Genomic DNA, 12,347 nt, shown 5'->3' with positions numbered 1-12,347 from the left:
TTTTTTCTCAAGCGCGACACCACGGGGTGTTAGCTCAGTTGGTTAGAGCGCCGGCCTGTCACGTCGGAGGTCGCGAGTTCGAGTCTCGTACATCCCGCCATTTGAACTGAAAGGCCAGTAGCGATACTGGCCTTTTTTGCTAAGGATAAGCATGGACGCATACGGCTTGAGAGAAGAAGTGACCGCATTCATCGTCGAGCAGGCGAGGGAGTGCGGACTTGCGAAGGTCGTCCTCTTCGGCTCTCGCGCATGCGGCCGCTTCTCCGAGAAGAGCGATATCGATCTCGCTGTGTACGGCGCATCTTTCGATCGCTACGTCGGGCTCTTGGAAGAAGGCTGTCCGACCTTGCTGACCTTCGATTTCATCGACATGTCCCAAGAGGTGAGCGAGGGGCTGCGGAACCGCATCGCGCAGGAGGGAGTCGTTCTCTATGAAGTATGCGAACTATAAGGCGAACTTGAGCGTGCTGCGGCAAGCTCCCGAGCAGGATCTGCAAAACGAGTTCGTCCTCAGCGGCATCATCGATAAGTTTGCGATGCAATTCGAGCTTTCCTGGAAGCTGCTGCGCAAGACTCTCGAGTACGAGGGTAGGCTGGATGCAGCCACGGGGTCTCCGCGGGGGATCATCAAGGCGGCCTATGATGCGTACGACTTTATCGGCGAGGGTATCTGGCTGCGCATGCTCGACGACCGCAACGCGGCCGAGCATGTCTACGACGCGGCGCTCGCACGGCGCCTCGTGGACGATATCATCGGCTCATACATTGCCGTCTTCGACGATCTGCTCGCCAACCTCGAACGTCTCTACCCAGCCGAGCTGCTTGAGACGTTCTAGCCGAGTGACGGGTTTCGCTATAAATGTCCACCGATCGGACGCTCTGGCAATAGCAAAGCGCCAGATATATGTGAAATGCTCACCAATCGGGCGCTTTGCTTGCACGTATGGTAGTACAGCTACTTGATTTTGATAACCTCGCCAGCGCGATTTACATACAGCAGTCTCCTGATGGGGGTAAGAGATGACGGCTGTTTGGCAGCATGGATGTCAAGCGAATCGTCCTCTTAGACAAGGTGGTCACATCGGCGAGGTAACGGCTGTGGGTTGCCGCCGGTGAGTGCTTTCGGCTTCGTTCTCGGTGGGGTCCTTCGCAAAATAAGGAGAAAACGACGGGCGAGAAGGCTCATGCAATCATATGGCCTCTCGACTAGTCGGACTTTCAGAAGTTGAAATCGGAAACGGCTGCAATGGAGCTCAATACCCGTGACTGCATCGAGCCACTCGCGCGGCTGCCCATTGACTGCAAAGTTGGCGATGGCCCTGATTCGTTCGTCATTATCGATCCACGAGCTCAGGGGATCATGGGTTATCGTATGCGAAAGCAAAGCATCCTGCTCAGCCACGCCACTCATGCGCCCAGTATCATCGCTTACAAGATTAGGCATGCTGCAGGGTTGGGTGCTGAAATGCTAAAACTGATAGAAAGGACAACGGGAAGCATCGATGAGGTGAACAAAGGGCTCTCAAAACTTAAGTAAGACTCAGAGGCGATTGTGGAAGGTCGGAATTTCTATCTTGATATCTATCGACGGAAACCAAAAAGTCGATTCGGGCCGTGCCGGAACCGCTTATGTCTCGTGACAACAACGGGCAAGCAATCTTTTGCTTATAATCGTTTGTATTGCAAAACGAATCTTCTGGGAGGAACCATGAAGTTTACTGAGCTTGTTGATTCAGGAGCGAATAAAACCAAGCAACACGAGTATTTGGTCGATGGCGAACAGACGGCCATTACAATTCGTATACCAAGTAATTTGAGAGAGGCTGTTGTCGAAGCTGCCAATCTCAAAGGTTTGAGCTTTAGTGCCTTTGCGCGCATGTGCATGATTGACGAGCTCGTAAAGGAAGAAAAGTAGCATGGCATCCACCAAAGAGCGGCAAAGGGCTGAACTTCATAAAACGATATGGGCTATTGCAGAAGATATGCGCGGCAGCATCGATGGCTGGGACTTCAAGCAGTATGTCCTGAACACCCTCTTCTATCGCTTCATTAGCGAGAACCTGAGCAGCTATCTTGCCGAGCTGGAGAATGATCCCGATTTCGACTACTCGCAGATGTCCGACGAGCAGGCGGAATATGGCCGCAAAGCGACGGTCGACGAGAAGGGCTTCTTCATTCTGCCAAGCGAGCTCTTCTGCAATATCCTTGATACGGTCGACAAAGATGGCATGAGCAATACCGAAAATGGTAAGGATCTTAACGAGCTGCTTGAGCGAGTATTTAAGAATATCGAAGGCTCAGCCGTCGGCACGGAGAGCGAAGATGATCTCAAAGGCCTTTTTGACGACATGGATGTGAATTCCGCAAAGCTCGGCGGTTCGGTCATCGAACGCAATAAGAAGCTTAGAAAACTCATCGAGAAGGTTGGTAGTCTCGATTTTGGCGGCGCGTTTCAGGACAACACCATTGATGCCTTCGGCGACGCCTACGAATTCCTCATGACCATGTATGCTTCCAACGGAGGCAAGTCGGGTGGCGAGTTCTTCACGCCGCAAGAGGTCGGCGAGTTGCTTGCTCGCATAGTCATCGCTGATAAGGACTCAGTCAACAAGGTGTATGACCCTTGCTGCGGATCAGGTGGTTTGTTGCTGAAATTCGCGAAGATCCTCGGCAAGGACAACGTGAAAAATGGCTTCTATGGCCAGGAGAAGAACCTGACCACCTACAACCTGGCTCGCATAAACATGTTCCTGCATGACATTAGCTTCAATCGATTTAATATCGCCTATGCTGATACTTTGACTGACCCCAAGCATTGGGATGACGAGCCCTTTGATGCGATCGTGTCGAATCCTCCCTATTCCACCAAATGGGAGGGCAAAAATAATCCACTTAACATCAACGATCCGCGCTTTAGCCCTGCTGGGGTTCTTGCACCCGTTAGCAAGGCCGACCTTGCCTTTACCATGCACATGCTCAGCTGGCTTTCAACCGATGGTACGGCTGCCATCGTCGAGTTCCCTGGCGTGCTCTATCGCGGGGGAACTGAGAAGAAGGTCCGCGAGTATCTTATCAAGAACAACTTCGTTGATGCGGTCATCCAGCTGCCAGCTGATTTGTTCTTTGGCGTGACCATAGCTACTTGCATTCTGGTTCTGAAGAAGAATAAGGTGACGAGCGACATCTTGTTCATCGATGCGAGCGAGGAGTTCAAGCGATCCGACTCCAAGAACAAGCTCATGCCCGATAATATCGATCGTATCGTTGACACGGTGTTGCATCGAAGCGAGGAGGAACATTTCTCCAAGCTCGTCTCCAGCGACGATGTTCTCAACAATGATGCGAACCTATCCGTTAGTTCCTACGTGGATAAGAAGGACGAGCGCGAGGAGATAGACATCGTTGCATTGAATGCTGAGATTGCACAGATCGTGGCACGAGAAAATGAATTGCGAAGCAAGATTGATGCGATTGTGGCAGACCTGGAAGGCGAGCTTCAATGAACAAGATCGATGAGATGATTAAGTGCCTTTGCCCTGATGGGGTGGAATATAAGGCACTTGGCGAATACATAAAATATGAACAGCCAACTAAGTATTTAGTAAGTAGCACAAGCTACAATGATCTCTTTCAAACTCCTGTTCTTACAGCAGGCCAAACGTTCATTCTTGGTTATACCGACGAAGTTGAAGGTATATATCAAGCAAGTGAAGATTGCCCTGTGATTATATTTGATGACTTTACGACGGCATTTAAATGGGTAGATTTTCCGTTTAAAGCTAAGTCTTCTGCAATGAAAATGCTTACTGCTGCTGAACGCGAAGACTCTATCAATTTAAGATATGCCTTTTATGCCATGCAGTGCATTAATTACGAACCCGAAGATCATAAGCGTCACTGGATAGGAATGTATTCCCAGTTTAGAATCCCTGTCCCACCCATGGAAATCCAGGAAGAAATCGTGCGCGTGCTAGACTCCTTCGCGGAGCTAGAGGCGGAGCTGGAGGCAGAGCTGGAGGCGCGGAAGGCGCAATATGCCTACTATCGCGACAAACTCCTCGATTTTAGTTCGCGGGGGGGGGGTGCCTCTGATGCCATTAGGTGATGTCCTCTTCATGAAAGCTGGAGCCAGTATTTCTGCAGGCAATATCTCTGACCTATTAACAGAGACGCAAGCTGTATCGTGCTATGGCGGTAATGGAATAAGAGGATATGTTTCGAATGCAAATCAAGAGACTGATGCTGTTCTGGTCGGTCGTCAAGGTGCTTTATGTGGAAATGTGCAGTTTGCGGTTGCGCCGTTCTATGCGACTGAACACGCTGTTGTGATAAGGCCTAAAGGTGAAATGAACTTGAGATATCTTTATCATGCTTTAGCATTTGCCGATCTTTCCCAATACAAAACATCGGGAGCGCAACCAGGGCTTTCTGTAAAAAGGCTCAAACGGGTACAAATCCCTGTTCCTTCTCTCGAAGAACAAGAACATATCGTATCCATTCTCGACAAGTTCGACACGCTCGTAAATAACATCTCCCAAGGCTTACCAGCTGAGATCGAAGCTCGTAGGAAGCAGTACGAGTACTATCGCGATAAGCTGCTCACCTTTAAAGAAAAGGCTGCATAGATATGACCGAAAAGATTGAACACGATGAAAGTGGGAGCGGGGTAGAATACGCGGTTGTTTCGACATCGATAGAGATTCCCGAAGAGTCGCTCGTAGACAATCTATCAGGTGATGTCACTTTCGATGTGATGGCATTCGGAGGCCAATCAACCGTATGTTCCAGCGCGCCGAAGGACACCAAGCGTTCTTCCTCCTACCAAAGTGAAGCCCGGCTGGAAGATGCGTTCATCAAGCAGCTGCGCAGCCAGGGATATGGGTATCTCGCTGTTAACTCAGAAGAAGAGCTGATCGCGAACCTACGCAAGCAGCTTGAGCTGCTCAACAAGGTCACGTTCTCAGATAAGGAATGGGAGCGAATGTTCAATGGGTGGATAGCTTCCGATAACGAGGGAATCGTCGAGAAGACGCGTCGCATCCAGCAAGATCACGTGTACCCACTGCGTCGCGATGATGGAACGGTCAAAAACATCCAGCTTCTGGATAAGCGAAACGTCTACAATAATCGCCTTCAGGTGATGAACCAATACACCCAAACGGGCAACCATGAGAATCGTTATGATGTAACCATTCTCGTCAATGGACTCCCTCTCGTGCATGTCGAGCTCAAGCGTCGCGGCATCGCGATTGAAGAGGCCTTCAACCAAATCGAGCGCTATCAACGAGACAGCTTCTGGTCGGCCTCAGGTCTTTTTGAATATGTGCAGCTATTCGTCATTAGCAATGGCACGCATACGAAGTACTACTCTAACACCACACGCTTTTCCGCCATCGAGGAGGCTAAGGGTTCCAAGCGCAAGGGCAAGAAGACCTCCAACAGCTTCAAGTTCACCAGCTGGTGGGCTGCGGCAGACAATGTGCCTATATACGACTTGGTGCCGTTTACTTCGACCTTTTTCGCTAAGCATGCGCTTTTGAGCATCCTGACGAAGTACTGTGTGTTCGACGTTGACGAGCACTTGCTGGTCATGCGTCCTTATCAAATCGTGGCCACCGAGCGCATCCTCAACAGGATCTTGGTAAGTGAAAACGACAAGAAGATGCTCGGCACCTTGAAAGCCGGAGGATATATCTGGCATACGACGGGGTCAGGCAAGACGCTCACAAGCTTCAAGACGGCGCAACTAGCGAGCGCCATGGACGGCATCGACAAGGTGATGTTCGTAGTCGACCGAAAGGATCTGGACTACCAGACCATGAAGGAGTATGACCGGTTTGAGAAAGGAGCGGTTGACGGAAGCGAATCCACTGCCGTTTTGACACGCCAGCTCGCCGACCCCAACTGTCGCATTCTGGTTACCACCATCCAAAAGCTCTCGAACTTCATCAAGAAGAATAAGAAGCATGAGGTCTACGACCGGCATTGCACCATCATCTTCGACGAGTGCCACAGAAGCCAGTTCGGCGACATGCACAAGGACATCACCAAGCATTTCAAGAATTATCATCTGTTCGGCTTCACGGGAACGCCCATCTTCGCCGAGAACGCGCGCTCGGGCGGCAATCCCCGGCTACGCACTACAGAACAAGCATTTGGCGACAAGCTGCATACCTACACCATCGTAGATGCTATTCGCGATGAGAACGTGCTGCCCTTCCGCATCGATTACATCAAGACTATCAAGAAGCGTGACGAGTACCCGGACGAGAAGGTCTACGACATTCATCGGCAAGGAGCCTATCAAGCGGCCGAGCGCGTAGGCCTGATCGTCAACTACATCCTGGACCATTACGCGCAGAAGACGAAGCGCGATAGAAACTATCTTCTCAAAGACCAGCGCGTGATGGGCTTCAACTCCATTTTTGCCACCGCTTCCATTCCCATGGCAAAGGTCTATTACTCAGCCTTCAAGCGATTGCAAGAGGAGCGCGGCGGCGAGAAGCTCAAGATCGCGCTTATCTATAGCTTTGGACCCAATGAATCTGATGATGGCACCGGCTTGCCTGATGAGAGTTTCGATATGGAAAGCCTTGATACGCCGAGCCGCGACTTCTTGGATGCAGCTATCGATGATTACAACGAGATGTTCTCGACGAGCTTCGATACCTCTTCACTTGGCTTTCAGAACTACTATAAGGATGTCTCAGAGCGCTTGAAGAACCGCGAGCTGGATATGGTCATCGTGGTGAACATGTTCCTGACGGGCTTTGATGCCACCACGCTCAACACACTTTGGGTGGACAAGGATCTCAAAGACCACGGGTTGATCCAGGCGTTCAGCCGCACGAATCGTATCCTCAACTCGGTGAAGACCTACGGCAACATAGTCTGCTTCAGGAACCTTGAAGACAACGTGAATCATGCCATAAGCTTGTTCGGCGACAAGGACGCCGGGGGTATCGTCTTGCTGAAGCCCTACGGCGAGTATCTTGCTGAATACCAAGAGCGGCTTGTGCAGCTATACGAGAATTTCCCGCTTGGCGAGGTGATTTTGGGCGAGCAAGCCGAAAAGGATTTCATCCGCTTGTTCGGCGTGATTCTGCGCCTGAGAAACATTCTTACCTCGTTCGACGACTTCGCTGCTGACGATACGCTATCACCACGTGATGAGCAGGATTACAGGAGCATCTATCAGGATCTGCACAATAAGTGGCGTCCGCAGGGAGAAGAATCCACCATCATCAACGATGACCTGGTGTTCGAGATCGAGCTGCTCAAGCAGGTGGATGTTAACATCGACTACATTTTGATGCTTGTACAGAAGTACCATGATGGTCACTGTCAGAATAAGGTTCTTATCGCAGATATCGAGCGTGCCATTAAGTCGAGCTACGAGCTTCGCAACAAGAAGGATCTTATCGATGCTTTCATAGATGGTTTGGAATCAAGCGATGATGTGACAGCTGACTGGGAACGTTATATCGCTGAAGCGAAGAAACGTGAGCTCTCTGCAATCGTTGAGGAAGAAAACTTGGATGAGGTCGCTACCGAAGCCTTCGTTAGGAGGGCCTTCGCCGATGGCGAGATCGAGGCAAGCGGAACGAACATCACGAATCTCATGAACTACAAGCCAAGCCGTTTCGCGCCTGATGGGCAATACTCTGATCTTAAGAATCGCGTTATTGCTCGGCTTAAGGCATTCTTAGAGCGGTTCAAAGGGCTGAGTTAATCTTGCGAAGAGCGTTGTAGAACGAACTCTCAACACATTATTTGGAGAATTAGACATATGGCAAACGCCGATGAGATTAAAAACCATATAGACGAATATCTTGAGTCAGGTAAGTCCCATCATGCAATGGTTCTCTATGGAGAATGGGGCTCAGGAAAAAGCTTCTTCGTGCGCAATGATCTTAAGACTTATCTCGAAGGACGCGAAGATTCGATAGCGGTGATTTATACGACTGCCGCAGGCTTTACTGATCCTGATGAGTTAATGGAGCGAATAGCGTCTGCCTATATCAATGAGTTGGCGAGTATCGAAGAACTGCCAGATAACTCCAAAAAGAGAAAGCTTCTAAACGAGGCAAGGAAATCCGGTCTGGGTTTCTTGAAGAAACTAGCGAAGAAAGTAGGTAAAGCATCAGGAGCTTTACCGTCGTTAAGCGATAGCGCTTTTCTCTCTTTAATGCTTCCGAAAAGAACCCTCATTATCATTGATGACTTGGAGCGCAGGGCTTTTTCCTTATCGCACAACAACGATCCAGATGCAGACTATGAAGAATTTGATGACGCTCTGTTTTCCGCTTTGTGCCGATTGGTGGAAGAGCATGGTCATAAGGTTTTGCTTATTGCGAATAGTAGGGATGCGATACCTGCAGATATCATGGAAAAATTGGTTTGGGATAGGCTTGAGTTTAAGCCAGACTCTGCTGAGTTAGTTGACCGTATTCTTTCAGAAGAAATCAAGGTATTTCCTCAAGGTCTAAAAATTGAGGAACAAATCATTTCAGCCCAAAGCCTTACTGGAAAATGCAACGCAAGACGTTTGATTCGTATCAAACCTATGCTTGAATTGATGGCACAGTGCGACTTTTTCAAAGACAACGAGATAGACACCGCAATACAAATCGATACCTTGAAGGATGTCCTGTATATAGCCTTACGAGCGTCAGATGGCGAAAATAAAAAGTCGGAAGATGACGCTAATTGGCTCGCAGAGGAAGAATCCGAACGGCATCAATCAAAGCTTAACACCTTAAAATGCTTCAAACTATTCTTTGCCGAAGGCGTAAAACCTAGTATTGATGGATTAAACAAGAACCTTGTTCGATTTGCTGAAAAGTATCACCCCCAATCTCAAAAAGAGCAGGTGGCTCTAGCTGCAATCAATTCGATTCGCGGCCGTGCATTCGAGGATGAAGATGGCGAACAACATCTAAAGACGATTCTCGATGCGCTTGATTCTGAAGAAATGGATATCTCAAATATCCCTAGCGTTTTACACGTGATTAATTTCTTGAGAGTAATCGGAATTGCATCGCTGACAGATTATGAGCATGCTGTTCGGGTATCTGAACGCCTATTAATGAAAAATAGCTCTTTCTCAAGAAGTGCTATAAACGAAGATCGAGTTGATTGGCAAGTAAGCCATGTCAATGACGTCAATCGGCTTGATGAGATAGATAGCTTGCGCGAAGCGGCCCTTCAGCAATTTAAGAATGAAGCATATTCACGCATGATGGCCGGAGTAGACGAAACTAACGAGGAAGCTGGTCTACGAATAGCGCAAAATGCTAATGTTTGGTTTGGTTCGGATCCGATTGGACTTACGACAATTAGCCCTGACGAATTCGGGGAGGTTATTAAGGTCGCCAATGTTGGTTCAATTCAAGAGCTCTTGAATGCTATCGTTCGAATGAACAATGAAGGCATTCAGGCAGAAGCCGGGAGCAGAGAACAAGTGAAACAGTGGAACAAAGAGCTCGCAGAAATCCTTTCGCAAGTCGATGTAGATTCAAAGATGCGTAATTATCTGATCGGACAATTACATGGATATCTTCGCAGCAATGCAGTCACGTCTGAGTAGAGTAAACGCATAGTGCATGATGCAATTGCTTAAACTTGGAGTGCATTTGGACTTGGCTTTCGTGCTTGAAAGATTGGTCAGTCCATATTATAAACATCATGATGGCTGAATAGGCTGCCTCCAAGCGCCGGGGGCTTACCCTCCGGCAATTTTTTCTTGGGAGTTCCTTGTCATAAATGGTATCAGTGTCATCAAGAGTTGACGCTGAGTCGTATCAGATCGCTGATGTATCGAGGCGTGAAGCTCAGGTGCTCGTTGAACGCGATGAGGCCGGGGCTGCGGGGCGCATCTCGCCCATCCCGCCATTTTGGGCCAAGGCGCCGTTTCGTCTGGGGCGGTGAATTTTGTTTGCTAGAATGCGCTTCGAGAGATGATGACCCCGAAGGTAAGGGGAAGCGATGATCTGCGAGAACGTTCTGGAAGCGGTGGGCGGGATGCCGCTGGTGCGCCTGCAGCGCATGACCGGGCCCGAGGATGCCCAGGTGCTCGTGAAGTTCGAGGGCGTGAATGTGGGCGGGTCGGTGAAGACGCGCACGGCGCTGAAGATGATCGAGCGCGCCGAGGAGCGTGGCGAGCTCGCGCCCGATTCCATTATCGTGGAGCCGACGAGCGGCAACCAGGGTGTGGGCCTTGCGCTCGTGGCGGCGGTGAAGGGCTATGCGGCCCGCATCATCATGCCGGACTCGTGTTCCGAGGAGCGCCGTCGCATCATGGAACACTACGGGGCCGAGGTGGTGCTCGTGCACGATGCGGGCGGTATCGGCGCCTGCATTCAGGAATGCATCGCTCTTGCTGCCTCCATGGCCGCCGACGATCCGCGCGTGTTCGTGCCCCAGCAGATCGAGAACCGCGATAACTTGGTGGCCCATGTTCAGGGCGCGGCCGCGGAGATTCTGGCCGATGTGCAGGCTGCAGGCATCGCAGTGGACGGCTTTTGCTCCGGCTTCGGCACAGGCGGCACCATCACGGGTGTGGGCGGCGAGCTGCGCCGCGCGTTCCCCGAGGTGCAGATCTGGGCGGCCGAGCCCGAGCATGCGGCGCTGCTGTCGGGCGGGGCCATCGGCATCCACGTGCAGATGGGCATCGGCGACGGCATAATGCCCGCCATCATGGACACGTCGCTTATCGACGAGATTGTCGTGGTGACCGACGATGAGGCTTTGGAGTGTGCTCGGCGCCTCGCCCGGGAAGAGGGCCTGTTCTGCGGCATCTCCTCGGGTACCAATGTGGCGGCGGCTCTGCGCCTGGCGGCCCAGCTTGGTCCGGACAAGACGGTGGTCACGCTGGCTCCCGATACCGGCGAGCGCTACTTCTGCACCCCGCTGTTCGCGGGATAGCCTATTTCCTACGGTTCAGCGCATTGGGGGCCTGGGCGCGTAAATGCCCGGGCCTCTTGACGAGAGGGGGGTCAGGCGCGGGCCAGCAGCTCTAAGATGAGTTGGCAGCGGGTGCCGATGGGGGTGGTGTTGGCGTCCAGGAAGGCGCGGATCTGGTGGCGGGGGAGCACGAAGGGCTCGATGAGCTCGGCGGCTTCGGGCGAGGCTGCTCCGCCCGGTTCCACCTGGGCGAATACGACATGCACATTCTCCTCGGCGAGACCGGTGGACGAGAATCCCGGCTGGGGAAGCGGGCACACTGGCGCGTCCACGTCACCGCGCAGGCGGTAGCCGGTCTCCTCGTAGAGCTCGCGGGCCACGGCCTCCTCCAGCGATTCGCCGGCATCCACCAATCCCGCGGGAAGCGAGATGCACCAGCTGTTCAGCGGATAGCGGAACTCGCGTTCCAGAAGTACCGAGCCGTCGGCCAGGATCGGCACGATGCAGACGGCGTCGGGCGTGGGAGGCTCGCCGACACCGAGAGCGTCGAGCGCCGCGCGATAGGCCTCGGGCCCCTTGCGCGAGACGCCCTCGTAGGCGTAGGGGCGCCCGTCGGGCATGGTGTAGTGCAGGTGGTACTTGTTGATCCATCCCGTGGACACGGTCTCGACGGAGGCGAGCTCGGGGGTCGGTGTGGCGGGGAAGGAGGGGAGGGCCTCGCGGGACTCGGCTGCGCCTTCGGACGCAACGCCGGCCGCGGTCGCGGTCTGCCGGGCGGGGGAAGAGGCGCTTGCGGTGCCTTCGATGTCCTCAAGGCTCGCCGTTCCCGTGGCTGCCAGTTCGTCGGCGGTCAGAATCTGCACCCCGACGTAGGCCATATCTTCCAGGTTCGCCTGCTGCACCTCCGGTGTGCGCGACGAGGTGGCGTCGGCGAGCACGGCCACGTTGTAGCCGAGCGCCATCCCGTCGTAGGCCGTCGAGCGCACGCAGTTGGGCGTCGTGGTGCCCGCGAGCACGATGGTGCCGATGCCACGCGCCTGCAAGCGCTCGTGCAGATCGGTGCCGAAGAAGGCCGACCAGCTCGGCTTCACGATGACGGGCTCGCCCTCGCGCGGCGCCAGCTCCGGCGGGCAGGCGAGGCTCTCGGGCCACGCGGCCGACAGCGGTCGGCCGCCTTCCGCCCGCACCCTGTGGCGCACCGCTTCCACGTCGCTGCCGTCGGCGGCGTACTCCCGGCGCACATGGTAGACGGCCAGCCCGTGGTTCCGTGCGGCGGCAAGCGCGCGCTCGCAGGCGGAGACCGTGGCGGCGGCACCGGCTATGCACAGAGGCGAGGCGGGGTCGATGAATCCCAGCTGCATGTCGATGAGGATCAGCGCGGTGCGGGCGGCGTCGGTCATGGGAACTCCTTCTCCTGATACTCGCAGTGGTATACTGCCACC

11 protein-coding genes and 1 tRNA gene are annotated in these 12,347 nt (G+C 53.0%); 11 read left to right on the top strand and 1 reads right to left on the bottom strand.

The features are described from left to right. Nucleotides 1-23: 23 nt before the first annotated feature. From G503_RS0107555 to G503_RS0107510, 11 genes are all read left to right on the top strand, one after another. Nucleotides 24-100 (top strand) — tRNA-Asp (locus tag G503_RS0107555). A 51-nt stretch (nt 101-151) separates the two neighbouring features. After that, nucleotides 152-451, top strand: coding sequence for a nucleotidyltransferase family protein (locus G503_RS0107550; RefSeq protein WP_028027102.1), 300 nt, complete (start codon nt 152-154; stop codon nt 449-451). After that, a complete protein-coding gene (locus tag G503_RS0107545) occupies nt 432-836 on the top strand; it encodes an HI0074 family nucleotidyltransferase substrate-binding subunit (protein WP_028027101.1) in 405 nt (134 codons plus the stop codon). The genes G503_RS0107550 and G503_RS0107545 overlap by 20 nt, the downstream gene beginning before the upstream one ends. Nucleotides 837-1,246: 410 nt before the next feature. Continuing rightward, nucleotides 1,247-1,537: a hypothetical protein gene (locus G503_RS0107540; RefSeq protein ID WP_028027100.1), complete on the top strand. Its 291-nt coding sequence runs from the start codon at nt 1,247-1,249 to the stop codon at nt 1,535-1,537. A 171-nt stretch (nt 1,538-1,708) separates the two neighbouring features. Then, complete coding sequence (locus tag G503_RS0107535; protein WP_028027099.1) at nt 1,709-1,915, top strand: YlcI/YnfO family protein; 207 nt, start codon at nt 1,709-1,711, stop codon at nt 1,913-1,915. Between the two features lies 1 nt (nt 1,916). Then, nucleotides 1,917-3,503 carry a type I restriction-modification system subunit M gene (locus G503_RS0107530; protein ID WP_028027098.1) on the top strand — a complete coding sequence of 529 codons (1,587 nt, stop codon included), beginning with the start codon at nt 1,917-1,919 and terminating at the stop codon, nt 3,501-3,503. Continuing rightward, nucleotides 3,500-4,105, top strand: coding sequence for a restriction endonuclease subunit S (locus G503_RS14330; protein WP_051191042.1), 606 nt, complete (start codon nt 3,500-3,502; stop codon nt 4,103-4,105). Before G503_RS0107530 ends, G503_RS14330 begins: the two co-directional genes overlap by 4 nt. Next, the gene (locus G503_RS16020; RefSeq protein WP_084636398.1) at nt 4,035-4,625 is read left to right on the top strand and encodes a restriction endonuclease subunit S; all 591 of its coding nucleotides are present in this window, start codon (nt 4,035-4,037) and stop codon (nt 4,623-4,625) included. The genes G503_RS14330 and G503_RS16020 overlap by 71 nt, the downstream gene beginning before the upstream one ends. A gap of 2 nt (nt 4,626-4,627) precedes the next feature. Next, nucleotides 4,628-7,732 (top strand): type I restriction endonuclease subunit R, encoded by a 3,105-nt coding sequence (locus G503_RS0107520; RefSeq protein ID WP_202805171.1) that lies wholly within the window; start codon nt 4,628-4,630, stop codon nt 7,730-7,732. Between the two features lie 57 nt (nt 7,733-7,789). Further along, complete coding sequence (locus G503_RS16360; protein ID WP_156891964.1) at nt 7,790-9,589, top strand: P-loop NTPase fold protein; 1,800 nt, start codon at nt 7,790-7,792, stop codon at nt 9,587-9,589. A gap of 398 nt (nt 9,590-9,987) precedes the next feature. Then, the gene (locus G503_RS0107510) at nt 9,988-10,926 is read left to right on the top strand and encodes a PLP-dependent cysteine synthase family protein (RefSeq protein WP_028027096.1); all 939 of its coding nucleotides are present in this window, start codon (nt 9,988-9,990) and stop codon (nt 10,924-10,926) included. A gap of 71 nt (nt 10,927-10,997) precedes the next feature. Here G503_RS0107510 and G503_RS16750 read toward each other — a convergent pair whose 3' ends face one another. Continuing rightward, entirely contained in the window at nt 10,998-12,305 is a 1,308-nt protein-coding gene (locus G503_RS16750) for an isochorismatase family protein (RefSeq protein ID WP_235715520.1), read from the bottom strand. Nucleotides 12,306-12,347 lie beyond the last annotated feature (42 nt).

It is taken from the genome of Adlercreutzia mucosicola DSM 19490, assembly GCF_000422625.1.
GTDB classification, from domain to species: domain Bacteria; phylum Actinomycetota; class Coriobacteriia; order Coriobacteriales; family Eggerthellaceae; genus Adlercreutzia; species Adlercreutzia mucosicola.
This window is presented reverse-complemented; position numbering and strand designations above follow the sequence as displayed.

Bases quoted from the DNA above. Each gene is read 5' to 3' on its own strand.
- G503_RS0107550 (WP_028027102.1), top strand. From the start codon at position 152: ATGGACGCATACGGCTTGAGAGAAGAAGTGACCGCATTCATCGTCGAG.
- G503_RS0107545 (WP_028027101.1), top strand. From the start codon at position 432: ATGAAGTATGCGAACTATAAGGCGAACTTGAGCGTGCTGCGGCAAGCT.
- G503_RS0107540 (WP_028027100.1), top strand. From the start codon at position 1,247: ATGGAGCTCAATACCCGTGACTGCATCGAGCCACTCGCGCGGCTGCCC.
- G503_RS0107535 (WP_028027099.1), top strand. From the start codon at position 1,709: ATGAAGTTTACTGAGCTTGTTGATTCAGGAGCGAATAAAACCAAGCAA.
- G503_RS0107530 (WP_028027098.1), top strand. From the start codon at position 1,917: ATGGCATCCACCAAAGAGCGGCAAAGGGCTGAACTTCATAAAACGATA.
- G503_RS14330 (WP_051191042.1), top strand. From the start codon at position 3,500: ATGAACAAGATCGATGAGATGATTAAGTGCCTTTGCCCTGATGGGGTG.
- G503_RS16020 (WP_084636398.1), top strand. From the start codon at position 4,035: ATGCCTACTATCGCGACAAACTCCTCGATTTTAGTTCGCGGGGGGGGG.
- G503_RS0107520 (WP_202805171.1), top strand. From the start codon at position 4,628: ATGACCGAAAAGATTGAACACGATGAAAGTGGGAGCGGGGTAGAATAC.
- G503_RS16360 (WP_156891964.1), top strand. From the start codon at position 7,790: ATGGCAAACGCCGATGAGATTAAAAACCATATAGACGAATATCTTGAG.
- G503_RS0107510 (WP_028027096.1), top strand. From the start codon at position 9,988: ATGATCTGCGAGAACGTTCTGGAAGCGGTGGGCGGGATGCCGCTGGTG.
- G503_RS16750 (WP_235715520.1), bottom strand. From the start codon at position 12,305: ATGACCGACGCCGCCCGCACCGCGCTGATCCTCATCGACATGCAGCTG.